Raw genomic sequence first — 24,523 nt, 5'->3', positions numbered from 1 at the left:
ATACTCATAGTCCGACGCCCGCCGGCAGATCGCCCCCCGCCATCCGGCGCGCATAGCCCCGTGGCGTGAACATCCGCGCGCCGTCGCCCGTCGAGACGAGGCGCGAGTGGCTGGAGCCCACGAGTACGACGGTCAGCATGTCGACCTCGTCGACTTCCAGCTCGTCGAGCCGGCGATAGCGCAGATGCTCTTCGGGCCGGCCGAGCGAGGTGGCGAGCATCACGGGCGTGTCGGCCGGGCGGTGCCGCAGAAGGATGTCCCGCGCTTCGGCCAGCAGCGTGCGGCGGCGCTTCGAGACGGGGTTGTAGAAGGCGATGACGAAATCGCCTTCCGCCGCCGCCCGCAGCCGTTTCACGATGTCCTCGCGCGGGGTCAGCAGGTCCGACAGCGAGATCGCGCAGAAGTCATGCCCGAGCGGCGCGCCAGCGCGGGCGGCGGCAGCCTGCAGCGCACTGACGCCCGGCGTACAGACGACCTCCACGCGCCGCGCGGCATCCGAGACGGCGCTGTCGTCCGTCCGCGCCATCAGCTCGAAGACGAGCGCGCCCATCGCGTAGATGCCCGCGTCGCCCGAACAGATGAGCGCGACATTGCGTCCCTCGCCCGCCCGTTCCAGCGCATGACGGCATCGCGCCTCCTCGCCCCCCAGCGGGAAGTCGGCGCGCGGCTTGCCGGCGGCAAGCGGCCCGAGCAGGTCGATGTAGAGCCCGTAGCCCACCAGCTCCTCCGCCTCCTGCACGAGACGGCTGGCCTCGGGCGTGCGCCAACTCGCCTGCCCGGGCCCGATCGACACGATCGAGAGTCGACCTCGCGCGCGGCCGCGACGTTCCGTGATGGGTGCGGCGGCGCGGGCGAGCGCCGCGGTCGTGTTCGCCGTCTTCCGCTTCGTCACCACGATCTGTCCCGCGCTCGCGGCGAGCGCGCTGGCCTCCGCGACGGATGACGTACCGACCTCGGCGCGCACCACGTCCGAGGGTGTCGGCACTGCGATACCCGCGAGTTCCTCGGCGGTGAACGCCCGCAAAAGCACGTCGAGCCGCGCGGCCAGCGCATTCATCGCAGGTTCGTCCAGCTTCAGGTCCAGCGTGTTGACCGAGGCCACGGCCCCGGGCGAGACCCCCGCCTCAGCGAGGACATGCTGCACGTTCTGCCACAATTCCTCCGGCTCCGCGTCGCGGGCGCAGCCGACGCCCAGCGCGTGGGTTCGGGCATCGAAGACGAGATGTGGCGCAGCGAAATCCGGCCGGCCGCCGACGCGTGGGACGAGGATCGCGCGCCGCCCGTCCGCGACCCGAAGATCCTCGGTCGCGACGTTCGGCAGGGCCGCGATCGGTGCCAGCCAATCCGCCTCGCCCGCAAGGATGTATGGGTCGCCGGCCAGCAGCCCGGCCATCACCGACTTCGCCGCCGCTCCGTCGTGCAGCGCCCAGCCCGCCGGCGGCTCGTCCAGCGCAATTCCAAGGGCCAGGTCGCCCGCTGTCGTGACGGCGGCGGTGGCGTTCAGCGCCGCGGCGATTTCACGCGTCAGCCGGTTCGCGCCCCGGTGCCCCCCGAGGAGAGGCACCACGACCGCCCCGTCGTCGGAGACCGAGATCACCGGCGGCTCCGTGGTCTTGTCCGACAGCAGCGGCGCGACGGCCCGGATCAGGATGCCACTCGCGCAGACACCAACGACGGCGTGCCCGGCAACGAAGAGGTCGCGCGCGTGGTCAAGCGCGTTCGGGAAGGTGATCTCCGCATCCGTCCGCCCGGCACGACCGTGCAGCGGGCAGTCGAGCGCGGCGGCCACGCGCCGCGCGGTGGCCTCCCCGGCGGCGTTCAGGGCAAGGACGATAGGGGTCAGAGCCACGGATCGGCTCCTTTCGTGACGAGGATCATGGAGAAATAGGGCGCGTCGTCGGGCGCCTCGGCGAGCGGCAGGACGACCTCCGCCCCGAGCGTCGCGCGCGCGATGTAGGTGCCGGACAATCCCTCGGCGGCAAGAAGCGTCCGCAGGCGCGGCAGATGCCGCCCGACCTTCATTACCACAAGCGTATCGGCGGTGCGCAAGTGCTCGCGCAGGGCATCGTCCGGCAGAGGGCCCGGCAGGACCGTCATCACTTCGTTGCGCGCGGAGAGTGGCATCCCGGCGGCGGCGGCGCAGGCGGTGACGGAGGTGACGCCGGGCACGACCTCGACCGGGAAACGGTCCTTCAGGCGCGCGTAGACATACATGAAGCTGCCGTAGAACAGCGGATCGCCCTCGCACAGACAGACCACGTCCTGGCCCGCCTCCAGCGCCGTTGCGATGCGGTCGGCCCCCGCGTCGTAAGCCGCCTGCGCGGGGGACCGCTCTCGCGTCATCGGCACGTCCATGCGGATTTCCTCGGCATCCGGCCGGATCAGATCGGCGGCGATGGCGCGCGCGAAGCTATCGCCCCCGGCAAGGCTCGGGTACGCCACGACGCCCGCGCCCTCGATCAACCGGGCGGCACGGCGGGTCACGAGGTCCGGATCGCCCGGCCCGAGGCCGACGCCGTAGAGCGTGCCCGTCATCGCTTCACCAGCGACCATTGCGTCACCGTCATCGCCGGCCGCCAGCCGTGGTACCGGCCCACGGGTTCGGCCCGATCGACCGAGAGCCGCGCGAGGTCGCCGCCGTGTTTGCGGTGGAGCGCGATCAGGAGTGCCTCGGTCTCGAGCGTCACGGCGTTGGCGACGAGCCGGCCGAGAGGTTTGAGCGCTGCATAGGCGTGGTCGAACACCGCCTCCGAGAGCCCACCACCGATGAACACCGCATCCGGTGGCGGCAACCCGTCGAGCGCCGCCGGCACCTCGCCCTCCCGCAGGTCGAGCCGCGGTGCGCCGAGGGCGAGTGCGTTCTCGGCCGCCATGGCGCGGCGGTCGGCGCGCGGTTCGATCCCGATGGCGCGGGCGGAGCGGGCGGCGCGGATCCACTCGATGGCGACCGAGCCCGATCCGGTGCCGATATCCCACAGGAGCGCGCCGCGCATCGGCATGAGCTTGGCCAATGTCGCCGCGCGCACCTCGCGTTTCGTCATCGTGCCGTCCGAGCGGAAGAGCGCGTCGTCGAGCCCCGGCACCCGCGGCAGGAGCGCGGCGTCGGGCGCGGCGATGCACTCGACGGCAAGCGTGTTGAAAGCCGGGACGGTGTGATCCCAGCTCTCGGCCACGCCGTCAAAGCGGGCCTCGTCCGGGCCGCCCATATTTGCGAGAACGGTCATTCGCGACTTACCGAAACCGCGCGCGGTCAAGAAGGCCGCGATCTTCTCGGGCGTGTCGGCCCCCGTGGTCAGGATCAGCAGCCGTGCATCGGGCTGGATGAAGGCGATCATCTGCTCGACCGGGCGGCCATGCACGGTCAGCGTCTCGAGGTCGGCCATCGACCAGCCCATGCGCACGCTGGCAAGTTGGAAGGCCGAAAGCTGCGGGTGATAGACGATCTGCCCGGGTGGGATCGCGCGCCCGATCCGGGCACCGACGCTGAACCAGAGCGGATCTCCCGTCGCGAGTACGACGACCCGCTGGCCGCGCAAGGCCGAAAGCTGGTCGATCAGCGCGTCGAAGGGGCTGGGCCAAGCGAGACGTCGCGCCGTAGCCGCGCCCGCGAGCGTATGGTGCCGGTCACCCCCCACGATGACCTCCGCCGCCTCCACGACGGCGCGGGTGGCCGGCGTCAGCCCGTCGAGCCCGTCCTCGCCGATGCCGACGATATGGAGCCAGGGCGCGTCAGACACCGGACTGCCTCACTGCACGCCCCCGCCGGCGAGGATGCCGAGCGCGTTGACGGCAGCAGAGGCCATCGCGCTTCCGCCCTTGCGGCCCCGCAGGGTGAGAAAGGGCGTGCCGCGCGGACGCTGCGCAAGCTCGGCCTTCGATTCCGCCGCACCGACAAAGCCCACGGGAAAGCCGAGGATCGCTGCGGGCTTCGGTGCACCGTCATCGAGCCGCTCCAGCAGGCGGAAGAGCGCGGTCGGCGCATTGCCGATGGCGATGACGGCCCCCTCGGTCTCCCAGAGATCGACGGCTGCGGCGGAGCGCGTGGTGCCCATATCTTGCGCCAGGTCGGGGACGCGGGCGTCATTCAGGGTGCAGCGGATCTCCGTGCCCGGCAGCAGGCGGCGGGTGACGCCCGCGGCGACCATCTCGCAGTCGGCATAGACTGGCGCGCCGGCGTTGAGCGCGGCAACGGCGGAGGCCGCGACATCCTCGGAAAAGTCGAGCCGGTCCGCGATCTCGACCATGCCGCAGGCGTGGATCACACGCACCGCCACCTCGGCCACGTCAGCGGGAAACCGCGTCAGCGGTGCCTCGTTGCGGACGGTCGCGAAGGAGGCGGCGTAGATCGCCCCCGGGTCCTTTTCGTAGGGTCTCACGCCCGCGCCTTTCGTGCCGATTCCGGGCCGTGCGGGTGCCTGGCATGGGGATAGGGCGCGTGGTGGTGATGGTGGTGATCGTGGTCGTGATCGTGATCGTGAGAATGATGGTGGTGGTGATGGTCCTGCGCTTCGAGCCGGCAGAGGCCTGTGCAGAAGGTGTCGCAGAGCCTGCAGTCGGCGACGTTCGAGCCGGGGGCGGAAGCCCCCTGACCCTCGACATGGTGGTGATGGCTTTCCTGCACGGCCCCGACCTCGGCCTCGAAGCCGAGAACGGCGGTGCGGTACTTGCAGAGCACACAGGTCGGCGGTGGCGTGTCGGAAAACGCCGGGTGGTTGGCCCGGGCCTCGGCCGGGATGGTCACGGGCGTCCCGCCCGCGCTGGCGAGGATCTGGGTGCGATAGGCGCAGGTGCCGCAGTTGGGCGGCGGCGTGGCGGAGGTCTGCTCCATTACCCGCTCTGCGAAGGTTTCCAGCACCTTGGGATGGTCGCCCAGGTAGCCCGCCTTGACGAATTGCGTGCCCGGATGGGCGGCGGCGACCTGATCGGTGAAGCCGTAGATGCGGTCGATCAGGATGCCGGAGAAGAGGAAATACGGGAAGACGACGATCCGCTTGTAGCCGAGCTTCGCCGCGTGGCTCATGCACGGCTCCACAAGCGGGAAGGTCACGCCGGAGAACCCGACCTCGAGCCAGCCGAAGCCCAGCCCCTCGTGCAGCATTCGCGCGATCTTGGCGACGTTCCCGTTGGCATCCGGGTCGGACGCGCCACGCCCGATCACGACGAGGCAGGTGTCGTGGCGGTCAACGACCCCTTGGGTCGCATCGGCTTCGGCCATGGCGGCCTCGATCCGCGCCCCGGCGGCGGCGATCATCTTCGGGTCGACCCCGAGCTCCCGGCCATAGCGCACGTCGAGGCCATGAGTCTCGGCATAGGTGTTGAGGACCGTCGGGATGTCATTCTTGGCGTGCATGGCCGCGAAGAGCATCCCAGGCACGGCCAGGATCCGGTCGCACCCCTTCTCGCGCAGGCGATCAAGGCCGTCGCGGATCACGGGATTGGCGAACTCGAGGTAGCCGTAGTCCACCTCCCAGTCGGCCGGCAGATGCGCCGGCAGCTTTTCGGCGAGCGTGGCGAATTCGTCGACGGCCGATTGGGCCCGGCTGCCGTGGCCGCAGATCATCACGCCGGTCTTCACGCCTTCTGCTCCTCGCTCTCCTCGACGGTCTCCTCCTCGGGCTCTTCTTCCTGCTTGCCGCCCTTGATCCAGCCGATCACGGCAGCCCCGACGATCACGCCGATCCCGACGCCGAGCGCCCAATGGTCATGGCCGCCGAGTTCGCCGATGTGGCCGGTATGCGCCCCGGCGGGCGCGGCAAGTAAGAGGAGAGGCAGGAAGCGCATGGGCGGACCTTTCGCAGCGGTGAGCCGCCCGCGTCCGGGGTTCAGACGATGCCCGGCTCTCGCCCCCTGTCTGGGTCGGCGCGCGCGGGCCACCTGTCCGGCCCCCGGCGGGGGCGTCGTCTGCCGCAAGGGGTATCGGGCGCGGGCCGCGCGTGCAACGCGATTCCCGACCGAATGCCGTCAGGTGCCGACGCGTCCGATCCCCGGAAGCTTCAGCGCCGGATGCGCGAGGTCGAGGCCGAAGGTCTGCCCCAGAAGGTTGATCTCCAGCCCGCGGCGCGGGCCGACCGAGAGGCCGGCATAGCCCCAGGCCGAGAGGTGAAGGTCGCCGCCCGCATCGCGCCGGGCCCGCAGGCCCGCGCCGAGGTAGTCCTTGCCCACGGCATGGGGCGGAAGGGCGACGCCGATCTCGGGATGCTCGCGCAGAACATGGGCGACGAAGGTATTGGAATTGGGTCCCGGCCACATGACGTAGGATCCGCGCTCGGCGAAGGGATAGGCATCGACCGTCGCCTCGATCGCGGGGACGAGGGCGGCGGCGGCCTCTCCGACGAGCGAGCCGATCAGGAACGGTTCGTTCGAGTACCAGCGCGCGTCGGGCGCATAGGCGTCGCGGCGCACGGGGCGGCCCCAGCCGACGACCTCGGCCCGCGTCCAGGGTGCGATCCCGGCCGGTTTCCAGACGAGCCATGAATGGACGGAGGCCGCGCCCTTGAGCCCGCCGGTCCGCGCGCCCATGACGTGGATGACGGCCTCGGGCACCTCGGAGGCGGCAGGCAGCACGCCCGCACTCGACCAATCGGCGGCGCGCCAGCTTCCGGGCCGCTCGATCGTCGTCCACCAGAGCGTGGAGGCCGTCACGGGCAACAGGAAACAGAACGCGAAGGCGAGCAACAGGCGGGCGAGGAGGCGGCGGATCATCCAGCGACTATCTGGACTTGGCCGGTGTTGGGCAAGACAATACCTCTCACGGTCGCGTGTCGCCGGTCAGGATGGCCCGTCAAAGCCGGGAACGTTCTCTTGCGGCAGGTCGGACCGGGAAAAGACCCTTTGCCGCGCGATCGAACATGGCGAGTGTGGCGGCGTCGAGACGGTGCGTGATGCGGTCGCGGCAGGCGCATCACTCCGCCGCGCGCGCCAGCATCCGCCCGAGCGGCCGCCCGCCGAGCAGGTGAAGGTGGAAATGCGGCACCTCCTGCACCGCATGTTCGCCAGCGTTCGAGATCGTGCGGAAGCCCGAGGCCGTCACCCCCCGCTCGGCGCAGATCCGCGCGGCGGTCCGGTGCAGATCGGCGATCTCGGCGTCGGAGGCATTCGCGTGGAAGTCGGCGTAGTCGACGTAGGCCCCCTTCGGGATCACCAGAACATGCACCGGGGCCTGCGGCGTGATGTCGTTGAACGCGAGCGTATGCTCGCTCTCAGTCACCGTGTCGTTCGGGATCTCGCCGCGCAGGATCCGGGCGAAGATATTCTGGTCGTCGTAGTCGGGCATGGGGCTCTCCGGGGATGTTTGCGGCGATCTGACCATGCCGGCAGGCCCGGGGCAATGGACCGGGCGGAGGCGATCCATCCGCGAGCCCTTGCCCATCGGAACCGTTGTCGACCGGGGTCGTTGGCTCTGCGGGGGACGCCTGCACACCCCCTGAGCCAACGACCCCAAGGAACATGCATCCCGACGGTGACCTCACGCGATCCTTTCGGGACAGACCGGGAAAGGACATCGAGATGGCACGAACGGCATTGATCTCCGGCGCGGGGGTGTCCGGCCCCACGCTCGCCTACTGGCTCGCCAAGGGAGGATGGCACGTCACGGTCGTCGAGCGCGCCGAAAGCCTGCGCCTGGGCGGCCAGAACATCGACCTGACCGACGCGGCCCGCGACGTGGTCGAACGGATGGGCCTCACCGGCGAGATCGCCGCGCGACACACCGGGGAAAGGGGATTGCAGTTCGTCGATACCCGGAACGAAGCGACGGCGGAGTTTCCCGTCGAGGCCGAAGGTTCGTTGACCCGCGAGATCGAGATCTTGCGCGGTGAGCTCGTCGATATCCTGGTCGGCGCGACGCCGGACACCGTGACATATCGGTTCGGCACGACGATCACCGGCCTCGACGACGACGGCGAGGCGGTCGACGTCACCTTCGACGACGGCTCGACCGGCCGCTTCGACGTGGTGATCGCCGCGGACGGCATGAACTCCGATACCCGCGCGCGCATCATCGGCGAGGGCGGCCATGAGGACTACCTTGGATGCTGGTCGTCCTATTTCACCGTCCCCCGCCTCGAACGCGATAACGGCTGGTGGCGCTGGTATACCAGCCCGAACGGGATCGTGGCCTTCCTGCGCCCCGACAACCAGGGCATGATGCGGGCGTCGGTGAACTTCCTCTCCGATGAAAGCGATCCGCCGCATATGACGCTCGCCGACAAGAAAGAAAGGCTGCGGACGCGGCTGGACGGCGCGGGATGGGAAGCCGACCGCCTCCGGGAAGCGCTTGCGGATGTGGACGACATCTTTCTGGGTCCGCTGCATCAGATCAAGGCAGACCGCTGGTCGAACGGCCGCTGCGGCCTTGCGGGCGATGCCGCGCATTGCCCGACGCCCTATACCGGAATGGGAACGACCCTCGCTGTGATCGGAGCCTATGTGCTCGCGGGCGAGCTGACCCGTCATGACGATCCGCGCGCGGCCTTCGCCGCATACGAAGAGCGTTTCAAACCCTTCGCGACCGAGGCTCAGAAGCTGCCGCCGGGTGTGCCTGCGCTCGCCTACGCGCAGTCGAGGTTCAAGGTGCGTCTCATCAATCTCGGGGCGGGTGTCGCGGCCTCCGCACCGGTTCAGGCTTTCGCCGCGCTCTTCGACGGCGGGTCGGGCGATGACGAGAACCGCTTCGATCTGCCGGAGTACGACTGGTCGGCTTCGGCGCATCGCGCGGCCTGAGCGCACCACAGGGCACGTATACCGACCCGGGCGTCAATCCTCGAAGAGGTAGCGCGTCTCGGCCAGCGACTGCGCCGTCTGCATGTCGATGTCGAAGGTCGCCTCGAGCACGGCTGCATTCGCGGCCGTCTCCGCGCCCTCCGAAATGCGGTGGATGCCGGGCAGGTCCGCCTCGCGGATGGCGAGCGTCTCCGAGCGGAAGTCCTGCGCCACGGTGGGAAGGAGCCGTTCGATGGTCGTGCGGGGGGTCTTGTCGCCGATGAGTCCGTTCCGCGTGGCGTGCCCCTCGAGGTAGGCGTCGTCGAAGCTGCAATCTATGAGGAGCGTGCGGATCGTGGCCCGGTCGCCGTGCAGATCCTGCAGCAGATCGAAATTCGCCGGATCGAGACAGATGGCGAGCCGGTCCGTCCCCATCTGGCGAAACAGCATCCGCAGGAGCGCGCGGCGGTGGCGGTGACGTTTCGCGAGGGTCGACTCGATCCCGCCGAGATCGGGCATCTCGGTCGCCTCCTCGTCGAAGAGGTAGTCGATCGCGGGAATGACCTGATGATCGCGCAGCGCCTGCGCAAGCCGCTTGGCCACGTGGTACTTCTTGCAGATCAGGACGACGAGCTCGCGATCGCGCCCGAGCGTCGCCTCCCGCTCCCAGAACCGCGTGGCGAAGCGGCGGCCCGTGCGGCCTCTCTGGGTGAGGAAGGTGAAGAGCCGCTTACCGTCGCCGGCGATCGGAAAATCCGTGCGCCCGGAGTTCCAGAGCGCGTCGAGCCGTTCCTTTAGCGCCGAGGCCTCGGGCGAGATCTTCCGGGCGAAGAGGAAATCCTGGCTGAGCAGAAGGTCGTAGTGGTCGTCGTAGAAAGTCGCCGGCATCCCGTAGTCGGTGAACATCAGGAAGGTGAGCGTGCGGGTGTCGATCTCGCCACGCGGAACGAGGTGGCGCACGAGGGTCTGGAAGAACGTCTCGTCGGGGATCCAGGTCGTCGAGAAAAAGCGGATCACGTCGCGGCGGCTGCGCAGGAAGTCGAGGATCTTCCCCACGGTCGCCCGGCGCAGGCACCACCATTGCGACCCGATCATGACGTCGATATCCCGCGGGATCGACCGCTCCAGCCCCAGCCGGCGCTGCACCTCGAGGAGGTTGTAGAAGAGCCGCTTGTTGCTGCGTTCGTTGACGAAGTGGCGATAGATCAGCCGATCCTCCTTCATCCCCGTCTTGATCCAGTCGGAGGTGAAGAAATCGAAACTCTCGATATAGTCGACGTCGCGCGCATCGAGGAAGCTATGGGCGTGTTCTGCCGATTTGATCGGACGACAGTCGCCCGAGACCATGTAGAAATGGGTTGCCCGCGGAAAGGCGTCGACCGCCGCCTCGACCGCGTTGAGCGTCGCCCGCACGAGCGACCATTCGCCCCAGCCGCATTTCACGCGCCGCCGGACGAGAACGACATTCGGATTGTCCCGCAGCCCGGCCTCGATGTGGGAGAACGCGGCAGCCGGCGCGGAGGCGTCGAAGTGGATCGACACGTAGTCGCCCGTGGCCGTCAGCCCGTCGGCCTGCTCGATGATGGCGTCCGGGTCCTTGTGACACAGAAGGATGAATGCGATCTTCGCCATATCCCGTCGGACCACCCGATTTCAGCCACAGTTTCCTTGCAATAGCGGCCCCGGGGCGTTGAAGAAACCGGGGATTGCGGCTTTGATGCCGCGAAGTTCGAGACGAGGGTACGACATGGGATTTCCCGGCACATGGATGACGGAGAGCGAGAGCGCGGTGTACCGGGTGGTGCCGAAGTGCGCCTGCTCCTCGATCGGGCAGATCATGTTCTACTCCGACCACGGCCGTTTCTTCGACGGCGACATCCACGACAGCACGAGCGGCCTGCACAAATGGGCCCAGCCCGACAGCCAGCCGCTGATCGAGGCGAACGCCAAGGCGCATAAGTCCTACGCGTTCACCTGCGTGCGCAATCCCTATACGCGGATCCTGTCGTCCTTCTTCGACAAGATCGCTGGCATCCAGCGAAACGGCAAACGCTACCGGGGTAACATGGTCCCGAAACTCTGCGCCCAGTACGGCGTCGAGGTCGGCTCGCCCGAGGACGGGTTCGACTTCGACCAGATCGCCTCGTTCCGGCGTTTCCTGCTTTTCGCGCGCGACACCATCCGCTTCCGCCGGCCGATGGATCCCGATATCCACTGGTCGGCCATGGCCGGCCATGTCGGGACATTCATCTCGAACGGCGGGCGCTACGACCACGTGGTCTTCACCGAACGGTTCAACGACGGGATGCAGGTGGTGCTGGACAACATCGAGACGCCGGTGAGCGTCGACCTTTCGGAGGTGCCGCGCTTCAACGAGAGCGAGGGCCACGGACCGAAGCGCGCGCATCCGGTCGAGGACTACTTCGACGATCTGTCGATGCACCTCGTCTGGGAAATCTACCACCGCGACTTCAAGCTCTTCCGCTACGACTTCGAGAACCCGGGGAACAAGATGCCCCTCGGCGAGGTCGATCTCGACGAGATCCACGCGAAACTGAGCGACTGAGGACGGAGGGCCCCAACCGGGGCCCTTCGGGTCAGAGGATGAGGTCGTCCTCCGTCAGGGCCGGGTCGCCGGCGAGATCGACGGCGAAGTCCGAGGCCCGGTCGCCGTCGATATCGACGTAGAGCCGGCCGATGTTCCCGTTGTAGCGCACCTCGCCCGCGGCCCCGGTGTACTCCGCGACGAAGGTCAGATCGCCGAGCGCGGAGAGGTCGATCCGGTCCGTGCCCGCCTCGAAGTCGAGGATCAGGTCGCGCGTCGTACCGCCCTGCGCGCTGTCGGAGACGGCGTCGAAGACGAAGACGTCCGCTCCCGCTCCGCCCGAGAGCGTATCCTGCCCGGCGTCGCCCGAGAGCGTATCCTCGCCCGAGCCGCCCCGCAGGCTGTCGTCGCCCGAACCGCCGAAGAGGCTGTCGTCGCCGGTGCTGCCGCGCAGCGTGTCCTCATTGGCACCACCGAAGATGCGATCGTCGCCCGAGCCGCCGTCGATCACGTCGAAGGCCGTCCCGCCCGAGATCGTATCCGCCCCCGCGCCGCCCTCTATCGTGTCCGAGCCGCTGTCGCCGCGGATGAAGTCGGCCCCGCCGCGCCCGAAGACCAGATCGCCGCTCGAGCCCGCGTTGATGTTCTCCTCGCCCGAGCCGCCGTCGATCGTGTCGCTCGCCGAGCCGCCCTCGATCGTGTCGTCGCCGCTCTCGCCGCGGATCATGTCGGCCCCCGAGCCGCCGTCGATGAGGTCGTCGCCCGAGCCCCCGAGGATCTCGTCGTCGTTCGCGCCCCCGTCGATGAGGTCGTCGCCGCCCCCGCCCAGGATCTCGTCCTCGCCGAGCCCCCCGTCGAGCGTATCCGCCCCGTCGAGCCCCAGGAGACGGTCGTCGCCCTCGTCGCCGTCGAACCGGTCCTCCAGCGTGCCACCGATGAGCGTATCCGCGCCGGTCCCGCCCGAGACGGTACCGACCACATGACCGCCGCCCCGTCCGTCGTAGGTATCCGCCATGTCACCGAAGGTGACCGGGCCGGAAATCTCGCCGCTGTTCAGGATCTTCAGCTGCGTCCCGGACGCCGAGACGACCGCGCCCTGTACGACGCCCGAGTTCGTGAGCTGGCCGACCGTGCCAAGAAAATTCAGGGCCACACCGCCGCGTCCGACGATCAGGCCGGTGTTCTGCAGCAGCAGATCCTCGCCGTTCACCGCCGCGGCGACATCGCCTCCGCCGCTCGGCTCCGCACCGAGACCGGAAAGCGTTCCGGCATTGAAGATCGTCGTCGGTCCCGAGCCCGCGAGAGTTTCGATCGCCGATCCGAATTCCGATTGTATGACGCCGTGGTTCTCGATCTGCGCACCGGTCTGGTCCCGCAGGAAGACCGCGCTCGAGGTCGCCGATATCGTGCCGAGGTTCTGGATACGGTTTTCGCTTCCCTCCCCGAAGACGATTCCGAACCCCTGCGCGAAGATCGCGCCCTGCCCTCCGATGTTGACCCGCGTGGACGTGACCGACCCCACGGAGGTGTCGAAGTCGATCCCGTCGGCCCCAGTGGCAACGGTCCCCAGAACATTGACACGTGCGTCGTCGAGATCGGTCGACGCGCTGGTGAACGCCGCGCCCTGTGTCGTCAGGAAGACACCCGGCAGAAGCGTCACCGTATCGGAGTCATCGACTGCAACGGATGTGGTCTGATCGGTGGTCAGGAAAGTAGCCGCCATGGAGAATGCCCTTTGTTCCGGAAGTGTTCGACAGGATCTTGGAATGCCCCCACCAGCCCGGCAAGCCCGCAGGTGGGGGACCCGTCAATCCGCGGAGCGCTGCCGCTTCGGCGTCTTCAAGGGCACGGCCGAAGTCGATCCGGGGTGGCGCGGATCGATCGTGTCGTCGCCGGGACCGGCTTCGCGTGTCATCTGTTCCTGTCGGTCACGCCTCTGACGGCACGAGCCGCCCGCGATAGCGCACGAGCCGCCCGACCCGCGGTAGGGACACGTCCACGTCGAACTTCACGCCCGCGCCGTCGGCCGCCTCCACGGTCTCGCTCCGCGGCAGCAGCCAGCGCGGGAGCGGAACGGGACCGAGGCGTCCGGCGAGGACGGGATAGGTCAGCCGGCCGTCCACCACCTTCAGGCCGATCCGGAAGGTGAGCGGTCCGAACCGTTCGGTCACTTCCCCCTTGCCCGGCGCGCCCGCGGACCGCAGGTGCGAGCGGAAGCGCCGGCCGCCGAAGTCGCGGACCCAGATCTCCGCGTCTCCGCGCCGCTCCATCGTCACGGTGACGGGCACATCCTCCGCCGCCGGCGGGAAACCCACGGCGAAGCAGATCGCACGCGCGGCAAGGCCCTCTCCCCGCTCGACGCGGCCGATGCCCGACCAGCGCCGGTCGGCCAGCACGCCATGCAGATCGCGCAGGCCCTTCGGCAAGTCATCGAAATCCGTGCCGAGGGCGGTTCGGAACACCGGCGTGAGCGGTGTGTCGGTGCGCGCGAACGTCAGCTCGAGGCCGTCCGACATCGCCGCGAGCTCCGGCAGGGTGAAGGCCGCCAGGCAGGGGCGCGCGCCGGCCGGCACCTCCCCTGCGCGGAGTTTGGCGACCATCACGCGGCCCGGCAGGGCGGGGATATGCGGCCCGTCGCCGGCCGCGGCCACCACCGTCCAGTCCCGCCGCTCCGGTCCATCCGGCCCTTGCCGACCACGCGCACCCGCATCCCGCCCCGGTCGGACCCGAAGGGCTCGAAGAGCGCGGCGAGACGGCGCATCGGACGGGCAAGGTACGCAAGGGACCGCAGAAGGCCCCAGCGCACCGGAAGCGACATCGCCCAGAGGCCGAGGTGCAGGAGCGTGAGCTCCAGCCCCGCGCCGAAGCGGACGCTTCGCGCACGGTAGGCCGCCGGGAAGAGCGCGAGGTCCGGCGCGCCGATCGCGCTCACCCAGCGTCGTCCGAGGCCCGGGAGGTGCACGCGCCGCAGATCGCCCCAGCCGCGCGTCCGGCGCGGGCGGCCCGCTCGCCACTCGGTCATCGGCTGCCCGGCCTGCGCGAGGATCGCGCGCATCACCGAGAGGCCCCGCGGCGCGCGGTTGCCCGGAACGATGAAGCTGTCGATCAGGTGAATGTCGTCCAGACCCTCAGAGAGCACCACCACCGCCGCGGAGGAGATGGCCGGAACGGTCGAGACCCCGGAGATCGCCGCGACCCCCGCCGCCCGCGCCGCCGGGTCGAGCGCCGCAATCCCCACCGTGAAGTCCGCGTCGTCCGACAAGTCGAGGTAATGCGCCCGGGCCGCGATGGCGGCCTCGGCCACGGCATAGGGTGCTGCGCCGTAGTCCTGAAACGGGCCGGCCGCGTCGATGACGATGTCCGGCTTCTCTGCGGCGATCCGGCGGGCGAGATCGGGAGCGTTCCGGTCGAGCACCACGTCGTTGCCCGCACCCCGCCCCGCGACCAGAACGTCGAGACCTGCACTTTGCCGCAATCCCGCGACCAGCCGGGACCCGAACACGCCCGTCCCGCCGATGACGAGAACGCGCATCCCGGTCGCGGAGGTCCCACGTGGGTCGCGAGGGACCGGCCCCTCGCCCGATCCGTCGTCGGTCATCTAGAGCATCGCGGGCACGACCTGATCGGGCGGTCGGTGGCCGTCGGCGAAGGTCTGCATGTTGATGAGAACCTTCTCACCCATCTCGAGCCGGGCCTCCCGCGTGGCCGAACCCATGTGCGGCAGCAGCACGACATTCGGCAGCTCCCGCAGGCGCGGATTCACCCCCTGCCCCCGCTCGTAGACGTCGAGGCCCGCCCCGGCGAGTTCGCCCGCGCGCAGCATCCGCGTCAGCGCGTTCTCGTCGATGACCTCGCCCCGCGAGGTGTTCACCACGACGGCGGAGGGTTTCAGGAACCGCAGTCGACGCGCGTTCAACAGATGGAACGTCGAGGGCGTGTGCGGACAGTTGACCGAGATCACGTCGGCCCGCGTGCAGAGCGCGTCGAGCCGTTCGTGGAAGGTCGCCTCCAGCGGCTCTTCGAGGCCCGGGTGCAGGCGACGGCGGTTGTGATAGTGGATCTCCATCCCGAAGGCCCGGGCGCGCCGGGCCATCGCCTGCCCGATGCGGCCCATGCCGAGGATGCCCAGCGTCTTGCCGCGGAGCCGCGTGCCCAGGAGCGCCTCGGGGGCCCAGCCCTCCCAGACGCCTTCCTGCATCTGCGCCATGCCCTCGGTCATCCGCCGCAGCACCGCGAGCATCAGGGCAAGTCCCATGTCCGCCGTATCCTCGGTCAGGACGCCGGGGGTGTTCGACACGAGGATGCCGCGCGCCCGCGCGGTGTTCACGTCGATATGGTCGACCCCGGCCCCGTAGTTCGCCACGAGCTTCAGACGGTCGCCCGCCGCGGCCAGCAGGGGCGCGTCGATGACGTCGGTGATCGTGGGCACGAGGATGTCGGCTTCGGGCAGCAACTCCATGAGCCGCGCGCGATCGGGCGAGGTCTCCTCCCCCGCGTGGTGCACATCGAAGAGTTCCGCCATACGCTCGGCGACCGGGGCCGGCAGGCGTCGCGTGACGACAACACTCAGGCGTTTTGCTGCCATGGCCTGCATCTCTCCCTTTGTCGGCGGGGCCCATGATGGCATCCTGCCCCGGACGCGCAAGGGGCATAAGACCCCGCGCCAGACAGAGCAGGATCCGAGATGCGTTTCACCTTCGTGACGGCGGTGCTTCTGGCCGCCCTATCGCTGCAGACCTTCGCCGCCGCCCCCGCCTTCGCCGAGGAGAGCGACCGCGGCCCGATCACCGGGCTGCCGATGCCGCGTTTCGTGTCGATGAAGGCCTCCGAAGGATACGCGCGGCGCGGGCCCTCCTCGACCCACCGCATCGACTGGGTGTTCAAGCGGCGCAACATGCCGCTCCTGCTGGTCGATGAATACGGCCAGTGGCGGCGCGTGCAGGATCAGGAGGGGGCGGGCGGCTGGATGCACTACTCCCTCCTCTCGGGCAACCGCAGCGTCATCGTGGAGCCAGAGCAGCTCGACCTGCGCCGCCGCCCGTCCCCCGACGCGCGCGTCTCCGCCCGGCTCAAGGCCGGGGTCGTCGCCTGGCTGGGCGATTGCGAGAACGGGTGGTGCGCGGTCGAGGTGCAGGGGGCCGAGGGCTGGGCCGAGGCCGGAACCCTCTGGGGCGTGTCGCCCGAGGCCGCGCTGAACTGACGTCAGTTGCCGTCGAGCGCCGCGGTGAAGGTCTCGGCCAGCCGCTCCCAGAGGCGCTCGTTGCGCGCATTCAGAAGCCGGCCCTCCGTCATCGTCGGGTGATAGGCCGTGCCGTCGAGCAGCCGGGACATGCCGCCCGCCTCCTCGAGGATCAGCACGCCGGCGGCGTGGTCCCAGACATTGAGCATCCCGTTCAGGCAGAAATCCGAGCCGCCGAGCGCAAGCATCCGGTACTCGTGCAGGCTGGCGCCCATCGAGGTCGTCCGCCGGAACATCGGGATCGTCGCCGCAAGGCCCGGCTGCGCGTCCTCCGGATAGAGATAGCCGCCGGTGTTCCCCCGCAACCGGTCGAAAGGCGCGTCCTCCGGGTCGGTGCGTAGGGGCCGCACGTGGCCGCCGCGATGGTAGCCCGCGCCCCGGCCTTTCGTCGCGACGACCCAGTCGTCGAAGGACGGATCGTAGAGCATCCCGAAGACGGTCACGCCGTCCTCGATTACCGCGAGGATGACACCGTAGTTCGCGATCCCGTGGGCGAAGTTCCACGTGCCGTCGATGGGGTCGATGATCGTGACCCGGCCCGTGCCCACCCGGTCGAGCAGGCTGCGATCCTCGGCCACCGCCTCCTCGCCGACGACGGTGTCGCCGGGCAGGATCGCGCGGATGCGCGCCGTCAGCGCGACCTCGGCGGCCTTGTCGGCGACGGTCACCAGGTCATCGAAGGCCCCCTTCGCGTCGATCTGTTTCGCATCGAGGTTGCGAAACCGCGGCAGGATCTCGGCGGCCGCAATTTCGCGCACGGCAGCGACGATCGCCTCGGTCTGATCGGGGGTTAGGGGCATGGTGCATCCTTGGTCTCGGGGAGCTTTTGCTGAGGGCGGGCTGCACGGCCCGCTCGCCCCTGTCAACCGCGTCGGGACTCAGGCCGCATCGTCCAGACCGCGCCCCTTCAGGAGGGCCTCCACCCCCGGCAGACGACCGCGAAAGCGGGTATAGAGCTCAGCCGCGTCGACCGAACCGCCGGTCGAGAGGATGTTTTCCTCCAGCTTCGCCGCGAGCGCCGGGTCGAAGGGATCGCCCGCCTCCTCGAAGGCGGCAAAGGCATCTGCGTCCATGACCTCCGACCACATGTAGCTGTAGTAGCCCGAGGAATAGCCGTCGCCCGAGAAGACATGGGCGAAATGTGGCGTCGCATGGCGCATCCGGATCGCGCGGGGCATCCCGATCTCTTCCAGCACCTCCGCCTGCTTCTGCATCGGGTCGGCCGGGGCTTCGCCGTCGTGGAAGGCAAGGTCGACGAGGGCCGAGGCCACATATTCCACCGTCGCGAACCCCATGTCGTAGGTCGACGCCTTCAGGAGCCGGTCGCGCAGGTCATCGGGGATCGCCTCGCCGGTCTCGGCATGGGTCGCGAACTCCGAAAGCACCTTGGGCACGTCGAGCCAGTGCTCGTAGAGCTGTGACGGAAGCTCGACGAAGTCGCGGGCGACCGAGGTGCCCGAGACGCTTTCATAGGTCACGTCCGACAGCATCTGGTGCAGGGCGTGGCCGAACTCGTGGAAGAGCGTGCGCGCGTCATCGTAGCTCAACAGAGCGGGATCGCCCTTGGCGAAGTTGCACACGTTCACGACGATCGGGCGCACGTCGCCATCGAGCTTCGACTGCGACCGCATGGCGCTGCACCAGGCCCCGGAGCGCTTCGACGGCCGCGCGAAGTAATCCCCAAGGAACACCGCCACATGCGCGCCCTTGCGCGAGACCTCCCAGCCGCGCACGTCCGGGTGATAGAACGGCCCGTCGATCGGCTTGAACTCCAGATCGAAGAGCCGGGTCGCACAGGCGAAGGCCGCATCGATCATCCGGTCGAGCTGGAAGAAGGGCTTCAGTTCCGCCTCGTCCAGATCGTGCAGTTCCGCGCGCCGCGCCTCGGCGTAGTAGCGCCAATCCCAGGGTTCGAGCGGCCCGGTGATGCCGTCGCTGCGCGCCATCCGTTCCAGATGCTCCGCGTCGGCCATCGCGGCCGCACGCGCCGGCTCCCAGACCTTCATCAGAAGGTCGCGCACGGCCTCGGGGGTGCCGGCCATCTCGGTCTCGAGCTTGAAGTCGGCGAAGCTGTCGTACCCCAGGAGCTCTGCCCGCTCCTGACGCAGTTTCAGAATCTCGGCGGCATGGGAGCGGTTGTCGGTCTCGCCCCCGTTCGCGCCCCGCGCCGTCCAGGCTTCATAGGCTTTCTCCCGCAGGTCGCGGCGCGGCGAGAACTGCAGGAACGGCACGATGAGCGACCGGTTGAGCGTGACAACCGGGCCGGGCCGTTCCCGCTCCGCCCCGGCGGCGCGGGCTGCGTCCTTCACGAACTCCGGCAGACCGTCGAGGTCGTCTTCGCCGAGGTCCATGAACCAATCGCGCTCATCGGCGAGCAGATTCTGACTGAACGCTGTCCCTAGCGTGGCAAGCCGCGCCTTGATGTCGGTCAGCCGGTCCGCCGCAATCCCCTCAAGCGCGGCCCCGGCCCGCACGAAACCCCGATGCGTCAACATCAGGACGCGGGCCTGCTCTTCTGTCAGATCGAGCGCATCGCGCCGTTCCCAAAGGTCACGGACCCGGGCGAAAAGCTCTTTGTTGTTGGTGATCTCGGAGCCGTAGGCCGAAAGCTTCGGTGCCATGTCGCGCATCAATGCCTCGCGCGCCGGTGTCGAGTCGGCCCCCGCGAGGTTGTAGAAGACGCCCGCCGCGCAGTTTAGAAGGTCATCGGCGCGTTCCAACGCCTCGATTGTATTTTCGAAATTCGGTTCCTCCTCGGTCGCGACGATCGCCGCAACTGCTGCCCGGCCCTCCTCCATGCCCTGCTCCAGCGCAGGCTCGAAATGCGCATCCTCGATCTTGGCGAAGGGCGGAAGGGCGAAAGGGCCGGTCCAGTCGGCCAAGAGCGGGTTGGTCATCGGGATCTCCTTTACTTTCCAAGGTAGGCCGCGCAGCGGCGGGTTGCTAGGGTCTGGGCGGGAGGATGCGATGGACTGGACAATTCACCATGTGAACCTCGAGACGAGGAACGTGCGGCGCGCCGCGGCGTTCTACACCGATATTCTGGGGCTGACGGAGGCGGGGTGGACCTTCCCGTCGACGCGCGGGTACCTGCCGGAAGAGCCTGACCGGCTGGCCCTGCTGACCGACGGGCGGGACAGCCATTCGGGGCTGCACCTTATCGCGCCGGATGCGGATTTCGCGAAGAAGAACAACCTCTTGCACAACCCATCCGTCGGCGGGCACGTGGCGATACAGGTGCGCGACCTCGATGCGGTGATTGCCCGGCTCAGGGCCGCAGGCGTTCCGCATTCGGTCACCGGAGAGTTCGCCATTCCAGGCCTGCGACACGTCTATGTCACTGACCCGGAAGGTAATCTTCTGGAGATCAACGGGCCGGCCTGACCCGGTCCGCAGCTCCGGCCGTCAGGCGCTCAGGCGGACGTGCTCGGTCCTGTCCTCGAAATCCTTTTCGAGGTCGCGACCCATCAAGGCCTTGATTCCATTGACGATCGAAGACCCCGTCTCCCAGATCTGCGCCTCACGGGCATCGTAGCGGATGAGCGCGAGGTTCGGATCGTCCTTGCCGTCGTACCAGGCGGCGACGAAGGGGTTCCAGAGCTTGTCGATCATGGCCCTGTCGTTGTCGATGACGAGCGGGCCCGAGGCCGAGGCCCAGATGTCGTTGCCCTTGGACGAGAAGGTCATGATCCCGTTTTTCGGGCCGGTTTTCAACGCCTTGCCCAGATCGGTATCGCGCGCGGAGAAGAACCAGATCGGCGCGCTCTCGCCGTCGGTGCTGGCCGTCATCGGGCGCGGCAGCGCGCCGTCGCAGGCGAGGAAGACGGCGTGATCCTGGGCGAGGGCTTTCCAGAACTTCTGTTCGAGATCGGTGCTCATCGTGGGCTCCTTTCGGGCGTTTGCAGTTCACCTCCCCAACGTCCCGGACCGCGCGCCGGGTCCGCCCATACGCCGATTTTTAACAATTTGTACGTAGTGTCGGACCCCCATTGAACGTTTTGTACAAAAGTCCCGGAGGCCCCCGATGTTCGATCCCCACTACGTGCCGCGCTCGATGAGCCTCACGGTCAGCGCCGCGCGCGGCCGCCTCTCGGAGGTGCTGACCCTCGTGCAGGACCCGCGGGCCTACTGCGTGCTGACCCGCCACGGCAAACCGATCGCGGCGATCGTGTCGATGCCGGAGCTGCGCCGCATCTGGCGCGACCAGGACGCGGAGAGGTGGGACAACCCGCGCCACCGCCCCTCGGGTGTCTTCAAGGGGCCGAAGGGGTATTTCGCGACCGACCGGGAAACGGCGGAACACATCCGCGAGGTGCAACTCACCCGCTGGCAGGAACGCCGGCTGCTGCGCCGCCAGGGGATGGACGTCGTCGCGGGCGGCGAGGTGGAGACGGTGCTCACGGTGGAGGAGGAGGCGCCGGAGCCGGTGCGCAAGCGGCGGTGGTGGTGGCGGGGGTGAGGGGAACGATCCGGGGGGACGCGGGTTTGTCCCCGACCCAACCGCAGGAGACACCGATGAAGATCCTCACGCTCGCCACCGCCCTCGTCCTGTCGCTCGCCGCCTGCGAGACCATCGAGGGCGCCGGGGAAGACATCCAGCGCGGCGGCCAGGCCATCCAGCGCGCGGCCAACTGAGCGCTGGTTTCCGGAGACGTGGAAGGCGGGGGCTGGGGCCTCCGTCTTTTTTTGTGGGGGGGAGAAAGGGGCGGTGTGGTTTCGGCAGGGCTTAGGGTTGCTCGTCTTCTTCGATCTCATAGTCGTCGCCAATTTTAACTTTTTTCAGCAAAGCTACAGTATCGTCCGTGTATTTATGAATCTCAGAAGTGCGCCCTACTTTGACTTTACCGTGATATCGATTGTCAGTCGCCTTGAGATCGACCCCTTTCTCATCTGCGACTCGCTTTAATAGTTTATCCGCGCCGTGCCACCCTCTATAGCCAAGCTGCCGACCAATGTCGCTAAGGAGATACTTATATCTCGCCGAAAATTCCGTCGCTGACTGCATTGAGGCAATGCCAAACAACGATGCAAACTCTTCGTCAGACTCAACCTTCTCAGCTATCAATTGGAAGTTGACCTCCACTTGCTGCTTTGGAATATCTGATCGGACAAGATTGTAGGATCTTGCAAGAATAGCCCTTAGGATCTTGGGATTGAAATTGGCCAACGGAGCGCTATGCCCGAATGCTTCAAACACCCACGTAAAATCTTCAGCCTCGATGGATTGAACTCTTATCCCCTTGCTGGGCGAAACTTGCAGTATTCTCTCTAACCCACCTCCATCAGAAGAGGGACGAGTTAAAAAGAATATATTCTCAAGTAGTTTACCTGGAAGATTTACCGCCTCCTCTAGATCTTCAAGGATCTTTCGAACATTTGTATCTTCCGCACTATACCCAACAAATAGGACTAGATGCTCAGCAAAGAAGGTAAGAAGCTTCGCCGTCAAATATCTTCGCTTGACTGAGAAAGCCTCGTAATCCTCACTTGTAAGAACAAGAGAGCTTGGCTTGTCGACCGAGCCATGGATTTTGAATATCTCACCAACGTTGGCAAATGGTGCGGTAATCAAACCCGATCCGAGCACAGGCTGATAGTCCTGAAGGATTTCCTCCAATAGACAATCGTAATTTGTCGTAATTACGGCGTGAGGTCGTATGCTGCAAAATGCACTCGACTCCCCTTCCCAATCTTCGGAAGGATATGCGCCAAATGATTTTATGTGCTGCGAAATAGAGTACTTTAAGTATGCGTCTGCCGGCAACCCGGCTTCAAAGAGTTTATCCGGAAACCTGTCTTTTCCAGCGCCCCAAGCCCATTCCTGATAGGGATTGACCAATCGAGAAGCTACAGTTGCAAGATCGCCATTCTGTTGCAAAAAATACTGGAGTGGCATTTCGACGCCAGGGCAATTGCTAACGGCCCACTCGAGAAGGCCATGCCAATCCGGAGCATCTATCCAACGCCTGCTCAATCCAGAGCCCACAAAAATTATTGGCTGCAAAGAGAACTTTTCGCGGGCTTCACCAATTTTCGCGACTACAGCTTCAACGTACTCCGGATCGTCTGCCATCACCCGCCAATCCCCACGCATTGATAAAAAAAATCATTAGCACTTTGTTCTAACCTGAGCAGGCCCGCCAGTTTTCGCACGCGAAAACCGCTGCCGCCCACCCCCACAATCCGCCTGTGCGGTCACCCATCCATCTTCAACGCATTGATAAAGGCACTTTGGGGGATTTCGACTTTCCCAAACTGCCGCATCTTCTTCTTCCCCGCCTTCTGCTTCTCCAGCAGTTTCTTCTTCCGCGTGGCATCCCCCCCGTAGCACTTCGCCGTCACGTCCTTGCGCATGGCCGAGAGGGTTTCGCGGGCGATGACCTTGCCGCCGATGGCGGCCTGGATCGGGATCTTGAACATGTGGCGGGGGATGAGTTCCTTGAGTTTCTCGACCATGGCGCGGCCGCGGGTCTCGGCGCGGTCGCGGTGGACCATCATGGAGAGGGCGTCGACCGGCTCCTCGTTCACGAGCACGGACATCTTGACGAGGTTGTCCTCCCGGTAGCCGATCATCTGGTAGTCGAAGCTCGCATAGCCCTTCGTCACCGATTTCAGCCGGTCGTAGAAGTCGAACACCACCTCGTTGAGCGGCAGGTCGTAGACGACCATGGCGCGGGGGCCGGCATAGGTCAGGTCGAGCTGGATCCCGCGGCGGTCCTGGCAGAGCTTGAGCACGTCGCCGAGATAGTCGTCGGGGACGAGGATGGTGGCCTTGATCCGCGGCTCCTCCACATGATCGACGAGGGTGAGGTCGGGCATGTCGGCGGGGTTGTGCAGCTCCTGCATCTCCCCGTCCTTGGTGTGGATGTGGTAGACGACCGAGGGCGCGGTGGTGATGAGGTCGATGTCGTACTCGCGCTCGATGCGGTCGCGGATGACCTCGAGGTGCAGCAGCCCGAGGAAGCCGCAGCGGAAGCCGAAGCCGAGGGCGGCGGAGCTTTCCACCTCGTAGGAGAAGCTGGCGTCGTTGAGGGCGAGCTTGTCGATGGCGTCGCGCATGTCCTCGAACTGGGCGCTGTCGACGGGGAAGAGGCCGCAGAAGACGACGGGCACCGAGGGCTTGAAGCCCGGCAGGGCTTGGTCGGTGCCCTTCTTCTCGTGGGTGATCGTGTCGCCGACGCGGGTGTCGCGGACCTGCTTGATGGAGGCGGTGAGGAAGCCGATCTCGCCCGGTCCGAGTTCGTCGATCTCGGTCATGGGCGGGCGGAAGACGCCGATGCGGTCGACGTGGTGCACGGTGCCGTTCGACAGGAAGCGCACGCGGTCGCCCTTCCGGAGCTTGCCGTCGACGATGCGCACGAGGACGATGACACCGAGGTAGCTGTCGTACCAGCTGTCGACGAGCATGGCCTTCAGGGGCGCGTCGATGTCGCCCTTGGGCGCGGGCAGATGGTCGACCACGGCCTGCAGCGTCTCGCGGATGCCCTGCCCCGTCTTGGCCGAGACGAGGAGCGCGTCAGCGGCATCGATGCCGATGACGTCCTCGATCTGCTCCTTCACGCGGTCGGGCTCGGAGGCGGGCAGGTCGATCTTGTTGAGGACAGGCACGATCTCGTGGTCGGCGTCGATGGCCTGATAGACGTTGGCGAGCGTCTGCGCCTCGACGCCCTGGGTGCTGTCCACGACGAGGAGCGAGCCCTCGACCGCGCGCATGGACCGGCTGACCTCGTAGGCGAAGTCGACGTGGCCGGGCGTGTCGATGAGGTTGAGGACATAGGTGTTCCCGTCCTCGGCCTTGTAGTCGATGCGGACGGTGTTGGCCTTGATGGTGATGCCCCGCTCGCGCTCGATATCCATGGCGTCGAGCATCTGCTCCTTCATGTCGCGCAGCGCGACGGTTTCCGTCTCCTGGATGAGCCGGTCGGCGAGCGTGGACTTGCCGTGGTCGATATGCGCGACGATGGAGAAGTTGCGGATGCGGGAGAGGTCGGTCGTCATCTGGGGGCGGCCTGTGATCTGGGGTTTGGCCGGGGATACAC

General features: G+C 67.3%; 24 protein-coding genes. 6 read left to right on the top strand and 18 right to left on the bottom strand.

Annotation, left to right across the window (positions count from 1 at the left end):
* Positions 1 to 4: 4 nt before the first annotated feature.
* The 8 genes from cobJ to HSX43_RS04515 all read right to left on the bottom strand — a co-directional run bounded on the left by cobJ (position 5) and on the right by HSX43_RS04515 (position 7,273).
* Positions 5 to 1,849, bottom strand: coding sequence for a precorrin-3B C(17)-methyltransferase (gene cobJ / locus HSX43_RS04550; RefSeq protein ID WP_179378917.1), 1,845 nt, complete (start codon positions 1,847 to 1,849; stop codon positions 5 to 7).
* Positions 1,840 to 2,535: a precorrin-2 C(20)-methyltransferase gene (gene cobI / locus HSX43_RS04545; protein ID WP_179379270.1), complete on the bottom strand. Its 696-nt coding sequence runs from the start codon at positions 2,533 to 2,535 to the stop codon at positions 1,840 to 1,842. Before cobI ends, cobJ begins: the two co-directional genes overlap by 10 nt.
* A complete protein-coding gene (gene cbiE, locus HSX43_RS04540; RefSeq protein ID WP_179378916.1) occupies positions 2,532 to 3,737 on the bottom strand; it encodes a precorrin-6y C5,15-methyltransferase (decarboxylating) subunit CbiE in 1,206 nt (401 codons plus the stop codon). Before cbiE ends, cobI begins: the two co-directional genes overlap by 4 nt.
* Before the next feature lie 9 nt (positions 3,738 to 3,746).
* A complete protein-coding gene (locus tag HSX43_RS04535) occupies positions 3,747 to 4,376 on the bottom strand; it encodes a precorrin-8X methylmutase (protein ID WP_179378915.1) in 630 nt (209 codons plus the stop codon).
* Complete coding sequence (locus HSX43_RS04530; RefSeq protein ID WP_179379269.1) at positions 4,373 to 5,560, bottom strand: sirohydrochlorin chelatase; 1,188 nt, start codon at positions 5,558 to 5,560, stop codon at positions 4,373 to 4,375. Before HSX43_RS04530 ends, HSX43_RS04535 begins: the two co-directional genes overlap by 4 nt.
* An 11-nt stretch (positions 5,561 to 5,571) precedes the next feature.
* Entirely contained in the window at positions 5,572 to 5,781 is a 210-nt protein-coding gene (locus tag HSX43_RS04525) for a DUF6732 family protein (protein WP_179378914.1), read from the bottom strand.
* 180 nt (positions 5,782 to 5,961) lie between these two features.
* Positions 5,962 to 6,702 carry a DUF3750 domain-containing protein gene (locus HSX43_RS04520; RefSeq protein ID WP_179378913.1) on the bottom strand — a complete coding sequence of 247 codons (741 nt, stop codon included), beginning with the start codon at positions 6,700 to 6,702 and terminating at the stop codon, positions 5,962 to 5,964.
* A 199-nt stretch (positions 6,703 to 6,901) separates the two neighbouring features.
* Positions 6,902 to 7,273: a histidine triad nucleotide-binding protein gene (locus tag HSX43_RS04515; protein WP_179378912.1), complete on the bottom strand. Its 372-nt coding sequence runs from the start codon at positions 7,271 to 7,273 to the stop codon at positions 6,902 to 6,904.
* Between the two features lie 233 nt (positions 7,274 to 7,506).
* Between HSX43_RS04515 and HSX43_RS04510 the strand changes: the two genes are divergently transcribed.
* Positions 7,507 to 8,721, top strand: a complete 1,215-nt coding sequence (locus HSX43_RS04510) for an FAD-dependent monooxygenase (protein ID WP_179378911.1) — start codon at positions 7,507 to 7,509, stop codon at positions 8,719 to 8,721.
* 33 nt (positions 8,722 to 8,754) lie between these two features.
* Here the strand turns inward: HSX43_RS04510 and HSX43_RS04505 are convergent, their stop codons facing one another.
* Positions 8,755 to 10,332, bottom strand: a complete 1,578-nt coding sequence (locus HSX43_RS04505) for a DUF5928 domain-containing protein (RefSeq protein WP_179378910.1) — start codon at positions 10,330 to 10,332, stop codon at positions 8,755 to 8,757.
* Positions 10,333 to 10,447: 115 nt separating this feature from the next.
* On the opposite strand from HSX43_RS04505, the gene HSX43_RS04500 reads away from it, so the two are divergent.
* On the top strand, positions 10,448 to 11,266 hold the full coding sequence (locus tag HSX43_RS04500) for a sulfotransferase family protein (protein WP_179378909.1): 819 nt from the start codon (positions 10,448 to 10,450) through the stop codon (positions 11,264 to 11,266).
* Between the two features lie 31 nt (positions 11,267 to 11,297).
* Here the strand turns inward: HSX43_RS04500 and HSX43_RS04495 are convergent, their stop codons facing one another.
* The 4 genes from HSX43_RS04495 to HSX43_RS04480 form a co-directional block, all read right to left on the bottom strand.
* Complete coding sequence (locus HSX43_RS04495; RefSeq protein ID WP_179378908.1) at positions 11,298 to 12,968, bottom strand: calcium-binding protein; 1,671 nt, start codon at positions 12,966 to 12,968, stop codon at positions 11,298 to 11,300.
* 205 nt (positions 12,969 to 13,173) lie between these two features.
* On the bottom strand, positions 13,174 to 13,845 hold the full coding sequence (locus HSX43_RS04490) for a DUF4166 domain-containing protein (protein WP_179378907.1): 672 nt from the start codon (positions 13,843 to 13,845) through the stop codon (positions 13,174 to 13,176).
* A complete protein-coding gene (locus HSX43_RS04485) occupies positions 13,845 to 14,843 on the bottom strand; it encodes a saccharopine dehydrogenase family protein (RefSeq protein ID WP_179378906.1) in 999 nt (332 codons plus the stop codon). The genes HSX43_RS04490 and HSX43_RS04485 overlap by 1 nt, the downstream gene beginning before the upstream one ends.
* Entirely contained in the window at positions 14,844 to 15,830 is a 987-nt protein-coding gene (locus HSX43_RS04480; RefSeq protein ID WP_179378905.1) for a 2-hydroxyacid dehydrogenase, read from the bottom strand.
* 99 nt (positions 15,831 to 15,929) lie between these two features.
* On the opposite strand from HSX43_RS04480, the gene HSX43_RS04475 reads away from it, so the two are divergent.
* Positions 15,930 to 16,445, top strand: coding sequence for an SH3 domain-containing protein (locus HSX43_RS04475; RefSeq protein WP_179378904.1), 516 nt, complete (start codon positions 15,930 to 15,932; stop codon positions 16,443 to 16,445).
* 2 nt (positions 16,446 to 16,447) lie between these two features.
* On the opposite strand, the gene HSX43_RS04470 is transcribed toward HSX43_RS04475, so the two are convergent.
* Entirely contained in the window at positions 16,448 to 17,284 is an 837-nt protein-coding gene (locus HSX43_RS04470; RefSeq protein ID WP_179378903.1) for an inositol monophosphatase family protein, read from the bottom strand.
* A 78-nt stretch (positions 17,285 to 17,362) separates the two neighbouring features.
* A complete protein-coding gene (locus tag HSX43_RS04465) occupies positions 17,363 to 19,381 on the bottom strand; it encodes a M3 family metallopeptidase (protein WP_179378902.1) in 2,019 nt (672 codons plus the stop codon).
* Positions 19,382 to 19,451: 70 nt separating this feature from the next.
* Between HSX43_RS04465 and HSX43_RS04460 the strand changes: the two genes are divergently transcribed.
* Positions 19,452 to 19,868 carry a VOC family protein gene (locus tag HSX43_RS04460; protein ID WP_179378901.1) on the top strand — a complete coding sequence of 139 codons (417 nt, stop codon included), beginning with the start codon at positions 19,452 to 19,454 and terminating at the stop codon, positions 19,866 to 19,868.
* Positions 19,869 to 19,889: 21 nt separating this feature from the next.
* Here HSX43_RS04460 and HSX43_RS04455 read toward each other — a convergent pair whose 3' ends face one another.
* The gene (locus tag HSX43_RS04455; protein WP_179378900.1) at positions 19,890 to 20,363 is read right to left on the bottom strand and encodes a pyridoxamine 5'-phosphate oxidase family protein; all 474 of its coding nucleotides are present in this window, start codon (positions 20,361 to 20,363) and stop codon (positions 19,890 to 19,892) included.
* 145 nt (positions 20,364 to 20,508) lie between these two features.
* On the opposite strand from HSX43_RS04455, the gene HSX43_RS04450 reads away from it, so the two are divergent.
* Both HSX43_RS04450 and HSX43_RS04445 read left to right on the top strand, forming a co-directional pair.
* On the top strand, positions 20,509 to 20,943 hold the full coding sequence (locus HSX43_RS04450) for a type II toxin-antitoxin system Phd/YefM family antitoxin (protein WP_179378899.1): 435 nt from the start codon (positions 20,509 to 20,511) through the stop codon (positions 20,941 to 20,943).
* Positions 20,944 to 20,999: 56 nt separating this feature from the next.
* Positions 21,000 to 21,119: an entericidin A/B family lipoprotein gene (locus HSX43_RS04445; RefSeq protein ID WP_179378898.1), complete on the top strand. Its 120-nt coding sequence runs from the start codon at positions 21,000 to 21,002 to the stop codon at positions 21,117 to 21,119.
* A 91-nt stretch (positions 21,120 to 21,210) separates the two neighbouring features.
* On the opposite strand, the gene HSX43_RS04440 is transcribed toward HSX43_RS04445, so the two are convergent.
* Both HSX43_RS04440 and lepA read right to left on the bottom strand, forming a co-directional pair.
* Complete coding sequence (locus HSX43_RS04440) at positions 21,211 to 22,557, bottom strand: SIR2 family protein (protein ID WP_179378897.1); 1,347 nt, start codon at positions 22,555 to 22,557, stop codon at positions 21,211 to 21,213.
* A gap of 122 nt (positions 22,558 to 22,679) precedes the next feature.
* A complete protein-coding gene (gene lepA, locus HSX43_RS04435) occupies positions 22,680 to 24,482 on the bottom strand; it encodes a translation elongation factor 4 (RefSeq protein WP_179378896.1) in 1,803 nt (600 codons plus the stop codon).
* Between the last annotated feature and the right edge of the window lie 41 nt (positions 24,483 to 24,523).

This window comes from Jannaschia marina (genome assembly GCF_013404595.1).
Classification (GTDB): Bacteria; Pseudomonadota; Alphaproteobacteria; order Rhodobacterales; family Rhodobacteraceae; genus Jannaschia; species Jannaschia marina.
This window is presented reverse-complemented; position numbering and strand designations above follow the sequence as displayed.